The following is a 21318-nucleotide window of genomic DNA, read 5'->3' on the forward strand; positions in this document are numbered from 1 at the left end:
CAAGAATTACTTGATTTTCGCTTCTTTATACATAACGTGCTGACGAATAACTGGATCAAATTTCTTGATTTCCATTTTTTCTGGCATGTTACGTTTGTTTTTCTCAGTCGTGTAGAAATGACCAGTTTTAGCGCTAGAAACTAGCTTGATCTTCTCACGGTTACCTTTAGCTTTAGCCATGGTTTATTACACCTTCTCGCCGCGGGCACGAAGTTCTTTAACAACAACTTCGATACCTTTCTTATCGATAATACGCATACCTTTAGTAGATACACGTAGTTGAACGAAACGCTTTTCGTCTTCTAACCAGAAACGGTGGTTCTGTAGGTTAGGTAAAAAACGACGACGAGTCGCGTTCTTAGCGTGCGAACGGTTGTTACCAACCATCGGCTTCTTGCCAGTAACTTGGCATACTCTTGACATGTCAATCTTCTCCAAAAACAATTTAACGCTCGAGCATTAATGTACCTCGAATATGGCCGTCGCCCGAGGCACACAAAGAGGGCGCATTTTATACAGCATCTAAAATCAAAGATCAAGGGATATTCAATCTATCCATCCCCTCTCTGCGAACGACACTATCTCATGATCGCCTATAACCATATGGTCTAACAGCGAAACATCGATAGTTGCTAGCGCGTATTTCAATCGCTCAGTAATTCGCCGATCGGCATGACTTGGTTCCGCAACCCCCGAAGGATGATTGTGGCAAACAATGACGGCCGCGGCTTTTTTCTCAAGCACTAGGCTGACCACTTCACGTGGATAAACCGAGGCTGAATCTATGGTACCACGGAACAATTCAACGAACTGAATCACTCTATGTTGGCTATCGAGTAATAAGATGGCAAACACTTCATAGGCACGATCCCCTAATTGTCTCATTAAATAGTCTCGAGTTAAATCAGGATCTGTTAAAATCTTGCCTCTTTGTAGATTTTCTTTCGAAATTCGCTTACTTATTTCGATTGCAGCCTGCAATTGGGCGTATTTTACCGGTCCAATACCGTTAATCACGCACATTTCACTCTGCTTCGCCGACATCAAGGCTCGTAATCCACCAAAATGACCTATCATGGTGCGAGCTAACGACACCGCACTTTGGCCCGGCAAGCCATTTCTAAGCAACACGGCTAATAACTCAGCATCTGACAGTTGCGCCGCGCCTTGATGCAATAACTTTTCTCTTGGGCCCTCACCGCTGGGCCAATCCTTGATGGTCATACAACCTCCATGTTGCAGCGCTAGGCTGGCAATTATGTTTGCCACATTTTTATTTGAGTTATTGAGTATGGCTCAGTTTTTACAAACTTGTTTGCTCTACTTTACTCTGATTGTGGTATGGTTAGCCGGATGCGAAGCAAGGCAAATTAACGCGATTAGTGATCAATATGAGTCTGACAAATAAAAAGATATTACTGGGCATTGGTGGTGGTATTGCTGCCTATAAATCGGCTGATTTAGTGCGCCGACTCAAAGAGCGTGGCGCCGATGTAAGAGTGGTGATGAGCCAGAGTGCTCAAGAATTTATAACTCCGCTGACACTACAGGCCTTATCTGGTCACCCTGTTGCAAGCGATCTGCTTGACCCCGCAGCCGAAGCGGCTATGGGGCATATTGAACTAGCCCGCTGGGCCGATATGGTGCTGATTGCTCCTGCAACCGCCAATCTTATTGCTCGTATCAATGCTGGCATGGCTGATGAGCTGATCACCACCACTTGCTTAGCCACCGAGGCTCCCGTGGTATTGTGCCCCGCGATGAATCAACAGATGTATCGCAATGCTGCAACCCAAGCCAACTTAGACTCGCTACGTGGCAGAGATATCACCATCTGGGGACCCGCTTCGGGCAATCAAGCCTGTGGTGAAGTAGGCCCTGGGCGCATGGAAGAACCGCTGGTGATTGCCGAGCGAGTCGAACAGTTTTTTGCCCCTAAAATCTTACAAGGTCTATCGCTATTACTCACGGCAGGACCCACGCGCGAAGCCATCGATCCGGTGCGATATATTTCCAATCATAGCTCAGGCAAGATGGGCTTTGCCCTTGCTAAAGCCGCCATCGAGATGGGTGCTAAAGTCACCATAGTGGCAGGGCCAGTCAATATTGAAACCCCACTAAACATCAATCGCATCAACGTAGAGTCGACCCAAGAGATGCTCGACGCCGTTATGCAGCAAGTGCATCATAGCGATATATTTATCGGCTGCGCCGCCGTTTGTGACTACCGAGTTGCCGATATTGCCACCGATAAAATCAAAAAATCAGCACACGAGATGGCACTTGCGCTAGTGCGTAATCCTGATATCTTAGCCAGCGTTGCCGCCCACCCACAGCGGCCGTTTACTGTCGGTTTTGCCGCAGAAACCCAAGACGTGGCGCATTATGCAAAAGACAAGCTTAAGCGTAAAAATTTGGATATGATTGCCGCTAACGATGTATCAGATCCCTCGCAGGGTTTTAATAGTGATACCAATGCGCTAACCGTCTTCTGGTCTCATGGTCAGTATGAGTTACCCGCAACCGATAAGCTGACCTTAGCCAGACAGTTACTCACCTTAATTGCACAGCAGATGAAAACAGCATGAAGACACCAATTGAACTAAAAATTTTAGATTCACGTATAGGTTCACAGTTTCCACTGCCCGCTTATGCCACCCCTGGCAGTGCTGGCATGGATCTTCGTGCCATGCTTGACACCACCTTAGTGATTGCACCGGGTGAAACCCAGTTAATCCCAACAGGTATTGCTGTACACGTTGCTGACCCTAGCCTAGCGGCGATCATTTTACCTCGCTCAGGTTTAGGCCATAAACACGGCATAGTGTTGGGCAACTTAGTCGGCCTTATCGACTCAGATTATCAGGGGCCATTAATGGTCTCCTGCTGGAATCGCAGCAATGAACCTTTCAGCCTAGAAATTGGCGACCGACTGGCACAACTGGTGTTTGTGCCTGTGGTGCAAGCTGAGTTTAAGCTGGTTGATGAGTTTGATAGTTCAGATAGAGGTGAAGGTGGTTTCGGCCACTCAGGCACCCAATAATCTGCCACGCCAGACAAGTATAATTAGAGAGCCATGGTGATTAACTTATACCATCGGCTCCTGTAGTAATTGAGTAAAGGAAACTTAAATGGCTGCAAGCCCTAAAATCAATCGTCGTGAACACATTCTGCAATGCCTCGCCACCATGTTAGAAACCAGCCCGGGCCAACGTATCACCACGGCTAAACTCGCCGCAGAAGTGGGCGTGTCAGAAGCGGCGCTGTATCGTCACTTTCCCAGTAAAGCCAGAATGTTTGAAGGGCTTATCGACTTTATTGAAGAGTCATTATTGTCGCGCATCAATCTGATCATGGACGATGAAAAAGACACCATGAAGCGCTGCCAGCTATTACTGCAGCTGCTACTGGTCTTCGCCGAGCGTAACCCTGGCATCTCACGCGTACTCAATGGCGATGCACTGCTTGGCGAAAATGAGCGTCTACGCAGCCGCACCAGCCAAATATTTTCAAAAGTCGAAACCCACTTAAAACAGATTTTACGCGAAAAGACCCTGCGCGAAGGCAAAGGCTTTCAGTTAGACGAAGCCATTTTGGCTAACTTGTTATTAGCCGTTGCTGAAGGCCGTATCGCCCAGTTTGTTCGCAGCGACTTTAAGCAAAAACCCACCACACATTTTGTCGAACAGTGGAACTTTATTCAGCTGCAATTACTACAAAGTTAACCGAGACAAAGCTGATAGCGGTTAGCAACATCCCATGCCGCTGTAGCATGTCTATCACCTAAGCATTTGATGGTTCAATCCGCTTCATCCTTCAGCTCCGAATTAAAAAGCCGATTATCAACATCGGCTTTTTTGTTATTCCCCTACGTTTTCTGGGTATAAATTGGCCGTCATTCAGGGTATTCTCCTTGCCCGCCTATTAGCCTTTACCTAGATAGGCGATCTATAATCATTACTTTGAAGCGGCAAAATATTCATATTATTGATAATTTACCGCAATTGAACTAACCACTATCAATATGGTGGAGGATCCAATGGCATTAAGTGAAGCAGCACAACAGGTGCAAACCGCATTATTAGCGCGGGGGTTAGAGACCCCTATGGTACCTTGTGGACTCAGCGCCAATAAGCGCAAAGAAAAGATAGAACACCATATGCGTGAGATCTTAACCTTAATGTCTCTGGATTTACGTGACGACAGCTTAGTCGACACCCCAAAACGCATTGCCAAGATGTATGTTGACGAGATTTTCTCTGGTCTCGACTATGCTAACTTCCCCAAGATCACTGTTATCGAAAATAAGATGGGGTTTGATGAGATGGTTAAGGTGAAGGATATCAGCCTCACCAGTACCTGCGAGCATCACTTAGTGACCATAGACGGCGTCGCGACCGTGGCCTATCTACCACGCAAAAACATTATTGGCTTATCGAAAATCAACCGTATCGTACGCTTCTTTGCTCAGCGCCCCCAAGTGCAAGAACGCCTAACCCAGCAGGTACTCGTAGCACTGCAAACGCTACTTGAGACCCAAGATGTGGCAGTAAAGATGGACGCGGTGCACTACTGCGTTAAGTCACGTGGTGTAATGGACTCCACCAGCTCCACCACCACTACGGCACTGGGCGGTATTTTTAAATCTAACCCAGCCACCCGCGCCGAATTTCTACATCAATAAAGCTTATCAAACTACTCATGCTGCGGCCTCGGCCGCAACATTTAATTAACAAAAAACTTGACTTCACTAATCGACTATCTTAGTTTTCAAAAATTACTGCTCAAATATCATGCAATGCGGGTTATCTATAATTAAGGATTTATACCCTAGTCAAGGAAGATATAAATATGAAACACGTCTTCACTATGCTTAGTTTCATATTACTAAGTAGCTTTATTACTATGTCTAATGCTTACGCAAGGATAACCTATACCACCTGTAATGATTGTGGTGTCGCCCAGCAAGGGTTAGCCGCAACTCAAATTCCTATGCTTAATAATAATGACAGGGTATTTGTTTTTAATTATATCAACCGAACGGTTAATGAATTCAAAATTATTCAACGTGAAGGAGAAGAACATCCAAATACTAATATTCCGAGAATATTCAATGTATCTGAGCTACAACCTAAAACGGCCGCAACTATAGAGTTAGAAAGAGCCTATGAAAATGCAATAATCCAGCTGGGACCCAACGGGGAAAACCTTTATAACTCTGCAGAAGAGTTACCAGATGATTTTATTATCCCAAGCGCTGCAGATCTAGTAATGAACCCCGCAGTGACTGTAACTATTGCTGACTACATCAATCAATATTTAAACAGCCAAACAACGATTAACAGAACTTTATCTCTCCTCGAAATTCAAGCCAGAAACTTAAACCTTTCAATCGGCCCATTTAGTCATATCCTGCCAAGTAGTAATACTTTTTATGTTAAATTTCCTGATGGTACATTATCTAGAGTAAATATTTCTTTGGTCAAAATAGGGACTAATTTCGAGGTTAAAATCACTTACGATGGCGCTTCAGTTTTTGCTGATGGGACGCCTATTCCACAAAGTACACATCAGTTTAAAAACTTAATGCAATCAGCTACCAAGATATATCTGCCATCATTGATCCAGCTTGGGGCGTCCCTCGGTGTCCCCATTAGTTTCTCAGGTAGCCAAACTTGTGAACCCACCGAGATGGTCTGTGATGATAATATCCGTTGCACTGTAAGCACCGTTTGCAATTAAGATTAATCCATAGAATGCGGTAATGATGAAAAGCAAAATGCAGCAACCGTTTACTAGAGAGTAAAAAAAACAAAAAGCAAAATCTTATATTAAGATTTTGCCTTTTTTAACCGAGAGCTAACATACAGCTTTAACCTGAGCTCTCGAGCGCACTAACTCTTTACGTTATCGCTTAAATCCCGTACTGGGCGCGATAAGCACTCACCGCGGCCAACTCGGTTTCCATGCCTGGCTTTTCACTTAAATAATCAACTAAGTCAGCAAGCTTAATAATCGCGATCACCGCGCAGCCATAGTCACGTTCCACTTCTTGAATCGCCGACAACTCACCCTTGCCTTTTTCTTGGCGATCGAGCGCAATCAAGACGCCCGCTAAGCTAGCATCATGAGCCTGAATAATATCCATCGACTCACGGATCGCTGTACCTGCTGTGATCACATCATCGACCAACATCACCTTGCCCGTCAGCTCACTGCCCACTAACGACCCACCTTCGCCGTGATCTTTTTTCTCTTTGCGGTTAAAGCAATACGGCATATCGACATTATGATGATCACAAAGTGCTACCGCAGTTGTCGTGGCAATCGGGATGCCTTTGTATGCAGGGCCAAACAGCAGATCATATTCGATGCCAGCATCCATCAGCGCCGATGCATAAAAACGTCCAAGACGCGCTAAATCACGGCCTGTGTTAAAAAGGCCCGCATTAAAAAAGTAAGGGCTAGTGCGGCCTGACTTTAACGTAAATTCGCCAAATCGTAATACCTGACGCTCAAGGGCAAACTCAATAAACTCACGTTGATAGGCTTTCACAATCTCTCCTTAAAAATGTAGGGTAACGTATAATGTGTAAAATTTTACTCAAAAAAAGGACCCCTTCGGGGCCCTAATAACAAACGAATGATTTAGCTCAATGCGGCTTTCTGCACATCGACGATTTCACGAATACCGTGCTTGGCCAGTTCAAGTAGACTGAGCAACTCTTCGTGGCTAAACGGCTCGCCTTCTGCGGTGCCTTGGATCTCAATGATCTTGCCCGTTTCGGTCATTACCACGTTCATGTCGGTTTCAGCGGCACTATCTTCGATATATTCAAGGTCACAAATTGGCTCACCTTTATAGATGCCCACGCTAACCGCTGCGATAAGGAACTTAAGCGGATTGCTCTTAATGATCCCTTTACCACGAGCCCAGTTCAGCGCGTCAACCAATGCCACACATGCACCAGTGATAGCAGCGGTACGCGTGCCACCATCGGCCTGAATCACGTCACAATCGATAACTATGGTGTTCTCGCCAAGTGCTTTCATATCAACCGCAGCACGTAGTGCGCGACCAATAAGACGCTGGATCTCCTGCGTACGACCAGATTGCTTACCACGGGCCGCTTCACGATCCATACGGCTATGAGTAGAACGTGGCAACATACCGTATTCAGCCGTTACCCAACCTTGGCCTTGGCCTTTTAGAAAACGCGGCACGCCTTCGGTGAAGCTGGCTGTACAAAGTACTTTGGTTTCACCAAATTCAACCAAAACAGAACCTTCTGCGTGAGCGGTAAACTGTCGAGTAATAGTTACTGGACGAGATTGAGCGGGCGTTCTGTCACTTGGGCGCATAGGAAATTCCTGTTTTGAAATATGAAAAGCTAAATTGGCTGCATATTATAGGGGCTTGAGACGACGGATGCCATGATATTCACGACCAAAACCCGAAACAGACAGAGTTTACTTTAACCCATGAGGTCATCGGACTATAATCGAGGCTAACTTTATCGATTTAAACTATTGGAATAACCATGATCCAAAGCATGACAGCCTACGCTCGCATCGAGCACAAAGCACAATGGGGCACCGCCTCTTGGGAGATCCGCTCGGTTAATCAGCGTTATCTAGAAACCTACCTACGCCTACCAGAGCAACTTCGCAGCCTAGAGCCTGTGCTAAGAGACCGTCTGCGCAAACGTTTAAATCGCGGTAAAATCGAAGTTAATCTACGCTATGACCTAGGTGAAAATAAAGACAGCGACTTGCAACTTAACCAAGCCTTAGCAGCGCAAATTATTCAAGCCGCTAACTGGGTAAAGCAAGAGGCCGGTCAAGGCGAAATCAACGTCGTCGACGTACTACGTTGGCCAGGCGTGATGTCGGGTAGCGAGCAAGATATGGACGCTATCAGTAAAGAGTTATTAGTTGCATTCGATGATGCCGTTGCACAGTTTATCGAAGCACGCGGTCGTGAAGGCGATGCAATCAACACCATGCTACAGACTCGCCTTGATCAAATTGTCGAACAAGTCGCTATCGTGCGTGAACACATGCCAAGCGTTATGCAATGGCAGCGCGATAAAATCACCAATCGTTTAAGCGAAATTCAGGGCGAGCTCGATCCAGCTCGTATAGAACAAGAAATGGTACTCCTCGCCCAGAAAATGGACGTCGCCGAAGAGATGGACCGGCTCGACGCCCACGTAGCCGAGACGCGTCGCATCCTCAAAAAAGGCGGCGCTCAGGGCCGCAGACTCGACTTCATGATGCAAGAATTTAACCGCGAATCTAACACCCTCGCCTCTAAATCTATCAGCAGCGAGGTCACCGCCGCAGCCGTCGAGCTCAAAGTACTCATCGAGCAGATGCGCGAGCAGATCCAAAACGTGGAATGATGTTTTAGACTGTACCAGCAAGTAAGAAAATCCGTTATAACACAGGTTATTACGGATTTTTTGTTTTTACAGGTTCGTCATTGTTTGCTATTGTTTGATAAAAAGTGGGACTAAAGTGGTGACTAAATTGATTAGTCACCACTTTAAAATAAGTTAGTCACCAATTTGGACTTAAGCCAATGAATGATAAGCAGATAAAATCTTTTTTAAAAAGCAAAGAGCTGGGGCGTAAAGCTATTGGGGATGGATTGTATATCAGAGTACAAACTGAGGGCGTCGCATATTGGGAGGTCCGATACAGCATTAACGGTAAGCGACGCTCTATGATGTTAGAAGGTGGCATTTATCCGGCCATGCCACTAGTTGAGGCTAGAGCGGAAGCTGCAAAGGTCAAGTTACTAGTCAAACAAGGTGTCGATGTCCTGGCTGAACGAGAGCGTCAACAAGAGGAAACGATTGTTACCGTTAATGATCTATTTGACGATTGGTACCAAACCATTAGTGCTCGCTTGAAACATCCCGAAATTCCAATGCGCATGTACACGAAAGATATTAAGCCGACTATCGGTCAATTGCGGATTGCTGATGTAAATGCACGAGATATCAGAGCTATCATTCATAAAGTCGCTACCAGTAACCGCCCAACGGTTTCCAACAAGACCCTACTGTGCTGTAAACAGCTCTTCAATCATGCCTGTAAGTTAGACCTCATAGCTGGTAATCCTGCTACACCATTTAAACCCATCGATGCTGGTGGAGTCGAAAAGAGCAGAGATAGAGCTCTAAAATTGCCTGAGCTTGTTAGCCTTTTCAAAGTATTAAGAGATAACAGTCAAATCTTTACCAGAGACAACTATCTAGCAGTCGCTCTATTGCTTGCTCTAGGGGTACGTAAAGGAGAACTGATTGCTGCCAAATGGAGTGAGTTTGATTTTGAAAAGCAGCTTTGGCATATGCCAAAAGAGCGAAGTAAAACTGGTGTAGCGATAACTATCCCTCTACCAGCTCCAACTATCGACTGGTTTCAAGAACTTCATGCACGAGCTGGTGGTTCCGAGTTTGTGTTTCCATCGCGCCGCACAAGTAAACGTCATGGTCATATCTCCAGCGATACACTTAACCATGCCTTGGCAAAGCTCTTCGGGAAAAAGGTTGATAGTCACAAACAACCCTATGACAACTTACTAGGACAAGCTGGCATCGAGCATTTCACCGTGCATGACTTACGTCGAACCTGTCGCAGTTTGTTAGCTGAATTAAAAGTACTCCCTCATATTGCTGAGCGCTGCCTTAATCACAAACTAAGAGGCATTGAAGGAGTTTACAATCAACATGACTATCTACAGGAGCGTAAAGAGGCATTAAATAAATTAGCCCACCTACTCAGTCCAATAATCGACAATCAAGAAAATGTAATACCTTTTCTTCCAATGAAAAACGCATAAATTTTTATTAAAGGTTGCTAAATGAGTCTTCCAGAAACAGATAAAAAATTCCGAATCAATGACATCAGTAAAATGATCTTGCCTGAAATGGTGCCTGAACAACTTCAACTTTTGGGAATTACGAAGAATGATATTAGTAACGGCTGCTTTGAAGAAGCCAGCCAAAAGGAAGCTCCTGGTCTTGAGAAAATCAAGCTAATTAATGAGCGAGCTAGATCTATAAAAGCTAAAAATAACGATTTATATGCCGAGTTCAGTACTAAGGAGAAGCCTTCCCAGCTCTGCCTTGTGATTGAAAATTCAGATATCTTCATGTATCAAGCCAAACAGTTATTAGGCCTACTACCAAACACACCTAAAAATGAACCAATCTATAAAATCGTGGATCAGCTGATAGAGACAGCTACCATGGTTGGTTATTCCACAGGTAGCAATGACTCTTTCGCTCTCACTGATAGATATACCAACTCTGGTTATAATACTAGCGTGACTAAACCACAAAGCGGTGGCAAGTCGAAAGCGCAAAAATCAGAAAACGTTAAAACCTTAGTCAATGAAATGGCTCGCCATATTTACCAAGATGAAAATTTATGTGCCGCACCCAAAAAAATGCTGGCGGAGGCCATTCAAAAAAGATTGGCTGATTTTTCAATCCAAGGTAATAACAAGACCATTCCAGCCTTGTTGCAGTTCACTAATCGCACCCCTGAATACAACTCAATCATGAAATGGCTTAAACCAATGAAACAACCAAAAAACGCTATCCCTACCCCAAAACCGAGTTTGGAAAGAATCATCGTTGAGTTAAAAACAGCATTTAAACCCCAGCGAATCAAAAAGCATTTAAATATTTAAATGATTAAAAACATATAATTAACTAATTTTTTAGATACCTCTGCTCAGTAGGGCGACTTTGCTTTACTGAGTAACAAGCCAAAATCACTCCCGAACAAACTTAAACGGGAGTGACCCATGACCACATCAGCTAATACATCAAAAACCACTGCACCGGACCGCATAGTTCGTGAGGCAGAACGTAAAACCATCACTGCTATTTCAAGAACCACTGCATGGTCACTTGAACGTAAAGGGTTATTTCCGAAACGTAGACAACTCTATCCGCAAAGTACCTCTGTAGGTTGGTTACTATCTGAGCTCAATGAATGGGTCGCCTCTCGTCAATCTATCAATTAAGGGTTAGTTAAAATGACCCACATTACAAAAGACTACCTAGCACAGTACTTAGACGAGAATCGACTAGTGAAAAAACCAGAGCTGCAAAGACTTTTGGGGATAAGTCGTTCAACCTTAGGTCGGTGGATCAAGTCTGGACAGTTTCCTCCACCAGTACTAATTCAGAGCGGTCGCTCATTTTGGCGGTTTAAGGATATTGATCAGTGGCTCTCTAACAAGTAACCAATAAAGCAGGTTTAGCCCTGCTTTTTTTATCAAGGGCGATGACACACTTTGAATCATGAATAACACACTGCATAACAAGCTAAAAAGCCGTCAACCCCTTACGTACAGCATAATTCAGTCTCAAACCGACAATGTATTACGGCGGATATTAAATAATATATCCCCAGCAAACTAAACACATGTCAAACAACTAGAAAATGACAATGCCTAAGAATAAATGTAAAACTAAACACCGTAAGCCATTCTTTATAGCCAAGCACAACTCCATCTTGTTTGCCTACAAGAACCATGCTTACAGTATTTTCAAGCCTCAACATAAATGCTTTAAAAGCAAAGTAGTCAACACCATCATCTCTGATTACGAAATTATGCTTAGCCATTACAGCCGAGTATTCGTTGTTAGAATCGATCTCCATCCAAAGCACTACTCAGCAGATAACCAAGCAATCAAGCGATTCTTAAAACAACTAACAACAACCTTAACCAACCAATACAAAAGCAAAGTTATTTATCATTGCGCCAGAGAGCAAAACACTTCTGATCGCGAACACTACCATCTTGCCCTCATGCTCAGTGCACATAAGATTAAGCACTCAGAACGCTTGCAATCACTCATTAAAGCAATGTGGGAAAAGCACTCTGGCGGTACTGTGGCAAAAGTCGACAATCCATACTGCATTGTATTTAGAGGCAACAAAGCCTCTCTAAAACATGCTATTTACCGTTCAAGCTATTTAGCTAAGGAACACACTAAAGAGCTGAACGGTGAAGCTAAAGGCTTTATAAGCAATAAGCTACAAGCAGCCAAAACCTTTGACCCTACGACTGACTTCATGCTGGTTGATCCCAAGATTACCTTCGCTAAGAAACAACATCAGCAGTCATTTCAAGCAGCTCAGGCTTCTAAAGGTTCTCACTGCACCAAAACACATAAATCTGCAAAATATAGTTGGTTCAACATCCAGTCCCACGCGTTACAACTCGAAGAATGTATAAGCTCAAGGACAACCAGCTTAAATCACTTAACAAAAAATCATCCAAGAATTTATCAATATAAGGAAACAAAAAATTTACTCTCAGGTTGATTTAACGCCTCTCAATGGTAGTGGATCACTAACACGTAATGGATCTATATCAATGGTTGTTTTTCGCCAGTGCAGCACTCCTTAAACCGGAAAATTTATATACGAATAGTCTCAATAGTGATCCACTTACCGGGCTTCATTTAATAAATCAAAAACAAACTAAAACAACCTCAAGCTAGTGCTTCAGGGGGAGCAGTGGATCTCTTGCATGCTTTAACTTTAAGTCGATTGGCAGAAATGCAAAACAAAGCCCATGAACCGAAAAATATCGAACAACAACTAATGAAGTGATCCAAAAAATAAGGAGCGATTATGGCTAAATTTAACTTAGCAAACCTGCCTAAATGCGGGGCTAAAACTAGAAGTGGAAAACCATGTCAACGCTTTGGCAACAAGGTTAATGGGCGATGCAAATTACATGGAGGACGCTCGACAGGTGCAAAAACCAAAGAGGGAAAACTAGCCGTGCGAGTTAATGCACTGCTCAATCACTTTGTTTGGTTCTTTGATAATCGATTTTATATGAAAATCAAGAAGACAGACCTTAAAATGGCACTCACTGCTTACTTAAGTTTAATTGAGCTATGTAGCCTGAAATCAAATCAACTTGATAATAAGATTATTGACATTGTCAGCCAGTATCGAGTTGAGTTAGAAATGTGCAAGTACTACATTGCCAAATATGAAGGCTCAGATGCTCTACTTCTTATTCAATCAGCACTTGATCATTACTACAAAGACACAGCAAGCCAGCATTTACAATTTCATGTATACACCCCAATTTACCCTACACCTTTTTACAACAGAGAGTTTGGCTCACAGGCAGAGAAAGAAAAAATAATGCAAATACAGGATAATACAACACGTAAAAAAGGATGTTTTTATTCCCCTAGGGTATACCCAAGTCCAGAGCAAAAAGCACTTAAGGAATATTTTAAGGGGCTAAAAGGATGAGACAAAGATATTTAAACTAAAGTACTAAGATTCGATTTCGGTAGTACCAGGATAAAAAAGGTGTAGCAATGCCACACCTTTTTAAGAAACTTAACTTAAGATTAATTAAATACTTACTGGTTAATCATCGCCCAAGTAAGCATCATTATTGGGGTTATGGACATCAGCCCAATCATCCATATCTGCGTCATTGTTGGGATTGTAGTTAGGGAGCAGAGCTTCATCGGTTTTTTTCGCTATCTAACGTTTGATAACCAGCTCTTTGTCATTAAGGGAAATGCTTCGCCCCCACTGGTCATAGCCATTACCCACCATTTTACGTCCGCCTTCACAGTAAAACGTTGCTCGTAACACATCAAAAGCTTGTATCGTTGGTGAAGAGGCTATTTTTTATAGGTAGGCAAGGGCCACCAGCAAGGTAAGAAAAAGGCCGCTAGTTGCGGCCCTCTTTCTTAGTATAAGACTACGATATCATCATCTATCAATCTTACATCCTCTTCACCATCTGGATCAGCCATAGCGGCTAGATCGTCGCTACTTGGTAACACCTCGTAACCCAAGCCCTCTAGCGCGTAAGCAAGCCCCCAAGGTGAGGCTATATCACCCTCGATAGTTCTATCGTAAGCATCATCTTGACCGTCTACGTTAGCGATTAAAGCCTTTAAGGTGACATCGCTATCCTCTAACACGTCAAAATAGCTTTGCCCGAATGGATCATCAGATTCATCAAAATTATTAAATCTAACCATTATTGTTTCTATCGGGCCTATCGCTGTTATATCCATTAAGACTGCTCACTTTTCATGTATGCAATGGCGGCTATTATAAGCTCAAAGTAAATCTTGTCCACCATCAGCCTGCGCGCCATTTTCTTATCTGAAAGCCATTCAAAGCCCTTTGATATCAGTTTGATAGCGGCTGCTTAGTCTGTGCTGGCCTTGCTAGTTGTGGTGTAGAATTTAGTCTCATAAGGGCTAGCCGCAAAGTTGTTAACGATGCACTCCCCTTTGCCGCACCATGGCCAGTAAGTTTTTAGGTTAGCGATAACAGGCTTAAGTGTGGCCCGCGCTTTTCTTGAGCGTAGCAATGCCAAAATTAGCTTGTACAGGGTTAATCAAGTGCCTGCCAATAGGCCTACCCATTAAACCCGCTAATTGTGAACCTGCTGAATTACTGGTTCTAGCCACCATACAAATTTTAAAAGGTAAATCCTTTTTATAGTGAAGTAGTGGCGATTCAAAGTGTACAGCTCATCACAGTTAAGTGTATAATTTATTGACTATTGTTTGGGTTATCTTGATTATAAAAGTCAATTTTGTTGAGGAAGATGTCAATGGCAAAGGATTTGTCCCATGAACGCTTTTTATTACTCGAGTTGCTTGCCTGGTGGCAAGGTTCGATAACCAACAAACAGCTAGTCACTGAGCTGAGTATTAGTCGTCAGCAGGCATACAGTGATCTCAAACAGTATAGTGAGCAATATCCCAATAATCTCATCAAAAATGCACAAGGGTATGTGCCTTCTCCTTGCTTTAAAGCCCACTATATTTCTGGTGATGTGGGGCAGTTCTTAAACTGGTGGTCGACGGGACAGATAATGACCACAGAAGCAAAACCGATACATGTTGCCCATTTAACTATCCCACCTCGTACTGTTTCCGTTAGCGCTGTTCGGACGCTCGTTCAGGCAATAACTCAAGGTAAAAGTGTCGAGGCCGCTTACGTCTCTCTATCTCATCCTGAAAATGATGGCCGAATTTTCCATCCTCACACCTTCGTTAATTCAGGCTTTAGATGGCATGTCAGAGGCTATTGTGAAAAATCTCAAGGGTTTCGCGATCTCGTATTAAGCCGATTTCGTGATCAAACCGAACTGCTGGGGAGCTCTGAGTATTCGATTAATCAAGACCAAGCCTGGCAAACCAAGATAGATATTATTCTTAAACCCGATCTTCGCTTATCGCCACTACAGCAAAGTGTATTGGCCAACGATTATCAACTAGTCAATGGTCAATTGATCATTAACACTCGTGCCGCCTTAGCCAACTATCTCCTACAAGAGATGCGAGTGAATATAAAAATGCTAGACGGTACTCCCGAAGCACAACAATGGATTTTGGTAAATACAGATGACATTAAACCTTGGGTTTTTTAAGACTTCATCTGATTTACCCATGTTTTAGCTTACTGAATGTCAACTGAATTTACCTGTGTTTATTAACAGTCTTTCAGCCTTCATCAGTTAGCAATAAAGTGTATAGCGCCTAGCTGATGGAGAACCACATGGACGACTTTAGCCCGACAGATTTAAAAACAATATTGCATTCGAAACGCGCCAATATGTATTACCTAGAATATTGCCGTGTGATGCAAAAAGACGGTCGTGTACTTTATCTTACCGAAGCGAAAAAAGAGAATCTTTACTTCAATATCCCCATCGCTAACACCACTGTATTACTTTTAGGAAACGGCACATCAATCACCCAAGCCGCCATGCGGATGCTCGCTCAAGCAGGCGTTTTAGTTGGATTTTGTGGTGGTGGAGGAACCCCACTGTATATGGCTTGTGAGGTAGAATGGTTTACCCCGCAAAGTGAATATCGTCCTACCGAATATCTTCATGGTTGGCTGCAATTTTGGTTTGACGATGAAAAACGCCTAAGTGTCGCCAAAATATTTCAGCAACAGCGTATCGAGTTTATTGAAAAAGTATGGCAAAGAGATCGCGACTTAAAAGGTGAAGGATTCGACTTTACGAGTCCGGTAATACAAAGCGCACTTGCCACATTCCATAGCCGCACCGACGCCGCCGAAAAACAATCGGACTTACTCCTGACAGAGGCGCAACTGACCAAGGTACTTTATAAGTACGCCGCCAACAACACTGAGTTTGCCAACTTTACCAGACAACACCAATCTCAAGATAAGGCCAACGATTTCTTAAATCATGGCAACTACTTAGCTTATGGCCTTGCCGCAAGTTGCTTATGGGTACTTGGTATACCCCATGGTTTCGCTGTAATGCACGGCAAAACCAGACGCGGCGCCTTAGTGTTTGATGTGGCCGATTTAATTAAAGATGCACTAGTGTTGCCATGGGCGTTTATCTGCGCCAAAGAAAATGCCACCGAGCAAGAATTTCGCCAACAAGTATTGCAAGCCTTTACCGACCACAAAGCCCTCGACTTTATGTTCGATACGGTTAAACAAATTGCCTTACAAAACTATTCAAATGAAGACGTTGAGGCACTAAACCTATGATGGTCACCTTTGTCAGTCAGTGCGAAAAAAACTCGCTCAAAAAAACACGACGCGTACTCGATGCTTTCGCCAACCGCATCGGCGACAACACTTGGCAGACTCTTATAACAGAAGATGGTTTGCTCACCGTTAAAAAAATGCTACGCAAAACAGCCAGCCGCAGCACAGCTGTGAGTTGCCATTGGATCAGAAGTCGTTCACGTAGTCAGTTATTGTGGGTGGTAGGGAATAGATTGAAATTTAATGAACAAGGTGTAGTGCCAGTGAATAGAACCTCTCTTAACTTAGATCATAAAGAATGGGAGCAAGGCTGGTATTTAAATGAAATAGTGGTTTTGGCCTCAAGTATTGCAGGGTTATTTCATGACTTTGGTAAAGCCAATGATTTATTTCAACAAAAGTTAAAAGGTTTAACTGAATCAAAAGGAGAGCCTTATCGCCATGAATGGGTATCACTGCGTCTATTTGAAGCGTTCACAAAGGGTAAAACAGATAATGAATGGTTAAATCAATTAGTTAGTATTTTTGAAAATAGTCAAGGTGTTGAAGTAGAAAAATACGTGCTCAGAAAGTTGTTTGTTGATGGTAAAGGCAATCAAGGTGCATTTGACGACCTTGCTCCTTTTGCAAAGTTAGTTGGCTGGTTAATTGTATCGCATCATCGACTACCTATGGCCAATGGTGGTGCAGTCCAAATTAAAGATATTGATAAGTGGTTGTCTCATTGCTTTGATTGTCATTGGAATTCGCCCAATGCTCTTGACCTTGATAAATACAGCGCCAAAACCATTTCACAAAACTGGCTATTTACGCAAGGTACGCCCTTTGTCAGTAAACCTTGGCAACATAAAGCGAGCCGTTTAGCAAAGCGAGCTTTAAATACGCCTTTATTGTTTACTGGCGAAATACAGTGGTTTGAGCAACGCTTTGTCAGCCACATGGCGAGATTGTCGCTAATGCTTGCTGATCACTACTATTCCTCATTGCCAATTGAAAAGTCAAAAATAGTATGGCGAGATAAAAAATACAAAGCGATAGCCAATACGGATAGACAAAACGCAAAGCAAACAAGTCATAAGCCCAAGCAACAGCTTGATGAACATAATATTGGTGTTGCAGCTAATGCACAGCACTTTGCACAAAATCTACCTGCGCTAAAATATACGCTGCCCGTAATAGCACAACATAAATTATTTAGTAAGCATGCCGAACATGATAAATATCGTTGGCAGGATAAGGCGTTTTCTCATGCAAAGGCAATTTCAAAATCGACTGAAAAACAAGGTTTTTTTGGTGTAAATATGGCATCAACGGGCTGTGGTAAAACAATTGCTAATGCCCGCGTTATGTATGGTTTGTCAGATGAAAGAGAAGGTTGTCGATTTTCAGTTGCACTCGGCTTACGTACCCTTACCCTACAAACAGGGGATGCTTACCGTGATTTATTGAAACTCGGCGATGACGAGTTAGCAGTATTAATCGGCTCTCAAGCGGTTAAAACATTACACCAGCTTAATAAAGAGCCGGAAAAAGTAAACTCTGGAAGTGAATCAGCCGATGAGTTATTTGATCAACTATTTGTTAGTTATGACGGTCAAATATACGATGGCCGTTTAAAGCATTGGCTTAGCGCTAGCCCTAAGTTAGAACAGCTAATTAGTGCGCCTGTGTTAGTGAGCACCATTGACCACCTCATGCCAGCAACAGAGAGCAAACGAGGCGGAAAACAAATAGCCCCAATGTTACGTTTACTCACATCTGATTTAGTGTTGGATGAACCTGACGATTTTGGTTTAGAAGACTTGCCTGCATTATGCCGCTTAGTTAATTGGGCTGGAATGCTTGGTTCGCGGGTGTTACTTTCCTCAGCCACGCTACCGCCTTCATTAATAAAAGCGTTATTTAATGCTTACCAATCAGGGCGTCAGCACTTCAATCAAGCACAATTTCCTCAAAATAAAGAGCTACCTATTTGGTGTGCATGGTTTGATGAATTTAAAAGCCAAACCATCGAAATCGCAAACAAAGAAAGCTTCATCACAACACACAAAAAGTTTGTTGAAAAGCGCGTAGAAATACTCGCCAGTGAGCAAAAAATATTACGTAAAGGTGAAATCATCAATATAGAGCCTTTAGCATCAGAGCGCGCAGATAATCATTCTGTTCCTTGCGAGTATTTCTGTACCGCTCACACTATTTATGAACACATACATCAACTACATAATGCCCACCATGTTATTCACTCATCGGGTAAAAAAGTCTCATTAGGTGTGGTACGTATGGCCAATATTAACCCAATGATCGAGGTGGCTAAATGTTTAACTAGTACGGCGCCTCAAGCAGATCATCATATTCACTTTTGTGTTTATCATTCGCAGTTTCCTTTGGCATTGCGTTCATTTAAAGAAAGTCGTTTAGATAAAGCACTCAATCGCCACGATGAACAGCAACTATGGCAACAGCCAGAAATACGACAAGCTATACAAAATAGCTCAGTTAACAACCATATTTTTGTTGTGCTCGGTACATCCGTAGTTGAAGTTGGGCGCGATCATGATTACGACTGGGCGATAGCCGAGCCTAGCTCGATGCGTTCCATTATTCAGTTAGCGGGGCGAGTACAGAGGCACCGCCAGCAAGTACCAAAAACCAGTAACCTTCGGGTATTGAATAAAAATATCCGCGCGTTAAAAAACGAAACCCCTGCTTATTGCAAACCAGGATTTGAAAGTAAAGCACTGCCATTAGCAGAGCACAACCTAAATGAATTAGTCACAAACGAGCTAACTCATATTTCAGCGATATCTCGGATCATAGAACCTAAATTCACCCTAGGTGATTTTGAAGTGGTTGAAAAATATGGTGCTGCAAAAGCAACGAGCCAATTTATGGTACAAGAGCATCGTGCATTGCGTTTTCATTTAGAAGCAATGGACGGTGGGAAATTTAAAAAAGAATTCTACCGAAATTATAAAGAAGCCGATATATGGTGGAGCGACAGCACCGCGGCACATGCTGGTTGGAATGCTGAGTTTATTAGCCAAACAGAGTTCCGAAAATCTCAGATGCAAGAAGCGTTTGTTTTACGCATTAATGAAGATGAGCAGCTCACGTGGAGTCAGTTAGATGCTACGCAAAAGCCCTACAGCTATACACCAAAAAACAGTCGTTTTAATAATGACGACATTACTTTAGCAAAGGGCTGTTATTGGTGGTTTGAAGAGACTCCAACAGATATTTATCAACACTTTGCAGAAGCACTGAATTGCAACCAACAAAAAGCCAGTCAGCAATTAGGCGAAATAAATTTAAGAGCAGAAAAAAAAGAGCAACTAATCACATGGTCATGGCACCCGCAATTAGGTGTTTATGAACAACAAAAAATAAGGAAAACCAATGGAACTGACCTTAAGTGAGGCGATTGCCGATTATATCGAGCAACGCAAAATAACTAAATTAGAGCCGCTACAAAAAGCGCGCGATAAGGTGCTAGAAAAAAGTGACGACGCTACCGAAATCAGTATGGCTAAGTCGCAATACCATGAAGCAGCAGCGCCGATTGAAGCGGCATTTAAGCCTGTTGATTGGTTAACGGATGCTGCTAAGCGAGCAAAGCAAATAAGTTTAGCGACACATGCCGCAAAGTTTACCCACAGTGACGCTAAAGCTAGTAGTATTCTGGTGACTGCCACAGAGCAACAAAACTCAGGGTATGTCACGACGGCTAGTTTGCAGTCTAAAGAAATAGATGCAGTTTGTAATGCAGCTTTACTTGATGTTGCCAAGTTTTTAAAAATAACTGCCAACGGCAAAAGTTTAATTGATCAGTTACAAAATAAGCATGTTGATGCTTTAAAGGCCTTTACCGATGACACTGCGCTACTTGCCGAGTGGCAGTCTGGCTTTGAAAAAGCGTTAGGTGATGAAAAGCGCTCAGGGCATACCCTGACAAAACAGCTTTATTATCCTGTTAATTTAGATGGCGCTGAAAAGTATCATCTATTGTGCCCGCTGTTTTCATCGTCACTTGCTCATGAGTTACACAAACAGGTTACTAAAACGCGTTTTGGCGAGTCTAAAGATATACGAGAAGCGCGAAGAAAAGGGAATTTCCATCAAGCGTTGGATGAGAGCTTTCCAGCAACTGCAGTGCAAATTTTTGGCGGCTCGCAGCCTCAAAACATCTCTCTTTTAAATAGTAAAAGTGAAAGGGGGGGGAAATGTTTTTTGCTCAATTGCGCGCCGCCAACCTACCAAGCACAGAGTAAACCACCGTTAACCAGTGCATCGATATTCAATCGTGAATTTGGTTTTAAAACGTCAAAGCTTATTCGTGAGTTTAAAGCCTTTTTAATCGGGCTTACTGAGCAAGATAGAAACTTTAAAACGCGTTATAAACGTGATTATGGCTTTGTTCAGCCTTTACTCGACAGCTTGTTTAATTATGCAGTGCAAATTCAAAGCTTAACCGAACACGCGGGGTGGGCAAATAATGATGAATGCCAAATGAAGCGAGAACACGCACTTTGGCTAGATGTAAATAACCCTAGCGCTGCTTTTCAAACTGAGCGCGAAAAGAACGATTGGCTAGCCGTTATTGCCAACGACTTTTCACTTTGGCTGTTGCGCAAACTTGAAAATAAACAGCACTATTTATTGGGAGATGTTGAACAACAATACTTCAAAAAGCTGTGTTTACACGAATTAAAAGCCTTTGAGCGCCATACGCCAAAGTTGGGGGAACAATAA

22 protein-coding genes are annotated in these 21318 nt (G+C 43.1%); 16 read left to right on the forward strand and 6 right to left on the reverse strand.

All coding sequences use genetic code 11. The features are described from left to right. Nucleotides 1–6 precede the first annotated feature (6 nt). From rpmG to radC, 3 genes are all read right to left on the reverse strand, one after another. Nucleotides 7–180: a 50S ribosomal protein L33 gene (gene rpmG / locus AC0VXX_RS15980; RefSeq protein WP_028773492.1), complete on the reverse strand. Its 174-nt coding sequence runs from the start codon at nt 178–180 to the stop codon at nt 7–9. Nucleotides 181–186: 6 nt separating this feature from the next. Next, nucleotides 187–423 (reverse strand): 50S ribosomal protein L28, encoded by a 237-nt coding sequence (gene rpmB, locus AC0VXX_RS15985; protein ID WP_110457577.1) that lies wholly within the window; start codon nt 421–423, stop codon nt 187–189. A 123-nt stretch (nt 424–546) separates the two neighbouring features. Next, nucleotides 547–1224: a RadC family protein gene (radC, locus tag AC0VXX_RS15990; protein ID WP_110457578.1), complete on the reverse strand. Its 678-nt coding sequence runs from the start codon at nt 1222–1224 to the stop codon at nt 547–549. A gap of 167 nt (nt 1225–1391) precedes the next feature. On the opposite strand from radC, the gene coaBC reads away from it, so the two are divergent. The 5 genes from coaBC to AC0VXX_RS16015 all read left to right on the forward strand — a co-directional run bounded on the left by coaBC (nt 1392) and on the right by AC0VXX_RS16015 (nt 5742). Further along, nucleotides 1392–2588: a bifunctional phosphopantothenoylcysteine decarboxylase/phosphopantothenate--cysteine ligase CoaBC gene (gene coaBC, locus AC0VXX_RS15995; RefSeq protein WP_119978595.1), complete on the forward strand. Its 1197-nt coding sequence runs from the start codon at nt 1392–1394 to the stop codon at nt 2586–2588. Continuing rightward, nucleotides 2585–3043 (forward strand): dUTP diphosphatase, encoded by a 459-nt coding sequence (gene dut, locus AC0VXX_RS16000; RefSeq protein ID WP_119978594.1) that lies wholly within the window; start codon nt 2585–2587, stop codon nt 3041–3043. The genes coaBC and dut overlap by 4 nt, the downstream gene beginning before the upstream one ends. A gap of 88 nt (nt 3044–3131) precedes the next feature. Further along, complete coding sequence (slmA, locus tag AC0VXX_RS16005; protein ID WP_110457581.1) at nt 3132–3725, forward strand: nucleoid occlusion factor SlmA; 594 nt, start codon at nt 3132–3134, stop codon at nt 3723–3725. 314 nt (nt 3726–4039) lie between these two features. Beyond that, a complete protein-coding gene (gene folE / locus AC0VXX_RS16010; RefSeq protein ID WP_475515069.1) occupies nt 4040–4684 on the forward strand; it encodes a GTP cyclohydrolase I FolE in 645 nt (214 codons plus the stop codon). Between the two features lie 167 nt (nt 4685–4851). Continuing rightward, nucleotides 4852–5742 (forward strand): hypothetical protein, encoded by an 891-nt coding sequence (locus tag AC0VXX_RS16015; protein WP_475515070.1) that lies wholly within the window; start codon nt 4852–4854, stop codon nt 5740–5742. Between the two features lie 172 nt (nt 5743–5914). Here the strand turns inward: AC0VXX_RS16015 and pyrE are convergent, their stop codons facing one another. Together pyrE and rph are read right to left on the reverse strand one after the other, a co-directional pair. Next, a complete protein-coding gene (gene pyrE / locus AC0VXX_RS16020; protein WP_475515071.1) occupies nt 5915–6556 on the reverse strand; it encodes an orotate phosphoribosyltransferase in 642 nt (213 codons plus the stop codon). A gap of 92 nt (nt 6557–6648) precedes the next feature. Beyond that, nucleotides 6649–7362: a ribonuclease PH gene (gene rph, locus AC0VXX_RS16025; RefSeq protein WP_028763040.1), complete on the reverse strand. Its 714-nt coding sequence runs from the start codon at nt 7360–7362 to the stop codon at nt 6649–6651. 179 nt (nt 7363–7541) lie between these two features. On the opposite strand from rph, the gene AC0VXX_RS16030 reads away from it, so the two are divergent. The 7 genes from AC0VXX_RS16030 (at nt 7542) to AC0VXX_RS16060 (ending at nt 13308) form a co-directional block, all read left to right on the forward strand. Then, the gene (locus AC0VXX_RS16030) at nt 7542–8405 is read left to right on the forward strand and encodes a YicC/YloC family endoribonuclease (RefSeq protein WP_475515072.1); all 864 of its coding nucleotides are present in this window, start codon (nt 7542–7544) and stop codon (nt 8403–8405) included. Nucleotides 8406–8584: 179 nt separating this feature from the next. Then, complete coding sequence (locus AC0VXX_RS16035; protein ID WP_475515073.1) at nt 8585–9850, forward strand: tyrosine-type recombinase/integrase; 1266 nt, start codon at nt 8585–8587, stop codon at nt 9848–9850. Between the two features lie 21 nt (nt 9851–9871). Continuing rightward, nucleotides 9872–10705, forward strand: coding sequence for a hypothetical protein (locus AC0VXX_RS16040; protein WP_475515074.1), 834 nt, complete (start codon nt 9872–9874; stop codon nt 10703–10705). A gap of 117 nt (nt 10706–10822) precedes the next feature. Next, nucleotides 10823–11044 carry a helix-turn-helix transcriptional regulator gene (locus AC0VXX_RS16045; protein ID WP_119978588.1) on the forward strand — a complete coding sequence of 74 codons (222 nt, stop codon included), beginning with the start codon at nt 10823–10825 and terminating at the stop codon, nt 11042–11044. Nucleotides 11045–11056: 12 nt separating this feature from the next. Next, nucleotides 11057–11266: a helix-turn-helix transcriptional regulator gene (locus AC0VXX_RS16050; RefSeq protein WP_475515075.1), complete on the forward strand. Its 210-nt coding sequence runs from the start codon at nt 11057–11059 to the stop codon at nt 11264–11266. Between the two features lie 206 nt (nt 11267–11472). Then, the gene (locus AC0VXX_RS16055; protein ID WP_475515076.1) at nt 11473–12354 is read left to right on the forward strand and encodes a YagK/YfjJ domain-containing protein; all 882 of its coding nucleotides are present in this window, start codon (nt 11473–11475) and stop codon (nt 12352–12354) included. A gap of 312 nt (nt 12355–12666) precedes the next feature. Beyond that, the gene (locus AC0VXX_RS16060; protein ID WP_475515077.1) at nt 12667–13308 is read left to right on the forward strand and encodes an HGGxSTG domain-containing protein; all 642 of its coding nucleotides are present in this window, start codon (nt 12667–12669) and stop codon (nt 13306–13308) included. Between the two features lie 452 nt (nt 13309–13760). Here the strand turns inward: AC0VXX_RS16060 and AC0VXX_RS16065 are convergent, their stop codons facing one another. After that, complete coding sequence (locus AC0VXX_RS16065; protein ID WP_475515078.1) at nt 13761–14057, reverse strand: hypothetical protein; 297 nt, start codon at nt 14055–14057, stop codon at nt 13761–13763. 584 nt (nt 14058–14641) lie between these two features. Between AC0VXX_RS16065 and AC0VXX_RS16070 the strand changes: the two genes are divergently transcribed. The 4 genes from AC0VXX_RS16070 to csy1 all read left to right on the forward strand — a co-directional run bounded on the left by AC0VXX_RS16070 (nt 14642) and on the right by csy1 (nt 21318). Beyond that, nucleotides 14642–15463, forward strand: coding sequence for a BrxR family helix-turn-helix transcriptional regulator (locus AC0VXX_RS16070; RefSeq protein ID WP_475515079.1), 822 nt, complete (start codon nt 14642–14644; stop codon nt 15461–15463). Between the two features lie 128 nt (nt 15464–15591). Next, complete coding sequence (gene cas1f / locus AC0VXX_RS16075) at nt 15592–16569, forward strand: type I-F CRISPR-associated endonuclease Cas1f (protein ID WP_475515080.1); 978 nt, start codon at nt 15592–15594, stop codon at nt 16567–16569. Then, complete coding sequence (cas3f, locus tag AC0VXX_RS16080) at nt 16566–19985, forward strand: type I-F CRISPR-associated helicase Cas3f (protein ID WP_475515081.1); 3420 nt, start codon at nt 16566–16568, stop codon at nt 19983–19985. Before cas1f ends, cas3f begins: the two co-directional genes overlap by 4 nt. After that, on the forward strand, nt 19966–21318 hold the full coding sequence (gene csy1 / locus AC0VXX_RS16085; protein WP_475515082.1) for a type I-F CRISPR-associated protein Csy1: 1353 nt from the start codon (nt 19966–19968) through the stop codon (nt 21316–21318). Before cas3f ends, csy1 begins: the two co-directional genes overlap by 20 nt.

This window comes from Shewanella sp. QJM3NY_23 (assembly GCF_056173105.1).

Bases quoted from the DNA above. Each gene is read 5' to 3' on its own strand.
- rpmG (WP_028773492.1), bottom strand. From the start codon at position 180: ATGGCTAAAGCTAAAGGTAACCGTGAGAAGATCAAGCTAGTTTCTAGC.
- radC (WP_110457578.1), bottom strand. From the start codon at position 1,224: ATGACCATCAAGGATTGGCCCAGCGGTGAGGGCCCAAGAGAAAAGTTA.
- cas1f (WP_475515080.1), top strand. From the start codon at position 15,592: ATGGACGACTTTAGCCCGACAGATTTAAAAACAATATTGCATTCGAAA.
- AC0VXX_RS16065 (WP_475515078.1), bottom strand. From the start codon at position 14,057: ATGGTTAGATTTAATAATTTTGATGAATCTGATGATCCATTCGGGCAA.
- coaBC (WP_119978595.1), top strand. From the start codon at position 1,392: ATGAGTCTGACAAATAAAAAGATATTACTGGGCATTGGTGGTGGTATT.
- dut (WP_119978594.1), top strand. From the start codon at position 2,585: ATGAAGACACCAATTGAACTAAAAATTTTAGATTCACGTATAGGTTCA.
- AC0VXX_RS16070 (WP_475515079.1), top strand. From the start codon at position 14,642: ATGGCAAAGGATTTGTCCCATGAACGCTTTTTATTACTCGAGTTGCTT.
- folE (WP_475515069.1), top strand. From the start codon at position 4,040: ATGGCATTAAGTGAAGCAGCACAACAGGTGCAAACCGCATTATTAGCG.
- rpmB (WP_110457577.1), bottom strand. From the start codon at position 423: ATGTCAAGAGTATGCCAAGTTACTGGCAAGAAGCCGATGGTTGGTAAC.
- AC0VXX_RS16015 (WP_475515070.1), top strand. From the start codon at position 4,852: ATGAAACACGTCTTCACTATGCTTAGTTTCATATTACTAAGTAGCTTT.
- AC0VXX_RS16035 (WP_475515073.1), top strand. From the start codon at position 8,585: ATGAATGATAAGCAGATAAAATCTTTTTTAAAAAGCAAAGAGCTGGGG.
- AC0VXX_RS16040 (WP_475515074.1), top strand. From the start codon at position 9,872: ATGAGTCTTCCAGAAACAGATAAAAAATTCCGAATCAATGACATCAGT.
- AC0VXX_RS16045 (WP_119978588.1), top strand. From the start codon at position 10,823: ATGACCACATCAGCTAATACATCAAAAACCACTGCACCGGACCGCATA.
- AC0VXX_RS16055 (WP_475515076.1), top strand. From the start codon at position 11,473: ATGCCTAAGAATAAATGTAAAACTAAACACCGTAAGCCATTCTTTATA.
- csy1 (WP_475515082.1), top strand. From the start codon at position 19,966: ATGGAACTGACCTTAAGTGAGGCGATTGCCGATTATATCGAGCAACGC.
- AC0VXX_RS16030 (WP_475515072.1), top strand. From the start codon at position 7,542: ATGATCCAAAGCATGACAGCCTACGCTCGCATCGAGCACAAAGCACAA.
- rph (WP_028763040.1), bottom strand. From the start codon at position 7,362: ATGCGCCCAAGTGACAGAACGCCCGCTCAATCTCGTCCAGTAACTATT.
- slmA (WP_110457581.1), top strand. From the start codon at position 3,132: ATGGCTGCAAGCCCTAAAATCAATCGTCGTGAACACATTCTGCAATGC.
- cas3f (WP_475515081.1), top strand. From the start codon at position 16,566: ATGATGGTCACCTTTGTCAGTCAGTGCGAAAAAAACTCGCTCAAAAAA.
- AC0VXX_RS16050 (WP_475515075.1), top strand. From the start codon at position 11,057: ATGACCCACATTACAAAAGACTACCTAGCACAGTACTTAGACGAGAAT.
- AC0VXX_RS16060 (WP_475515077.1), top strand. From the start codon at position 12,667: ATGGCTAAATTTAACTTAGCAAACCTGCCTAAATGCGGGGCTAAAACT.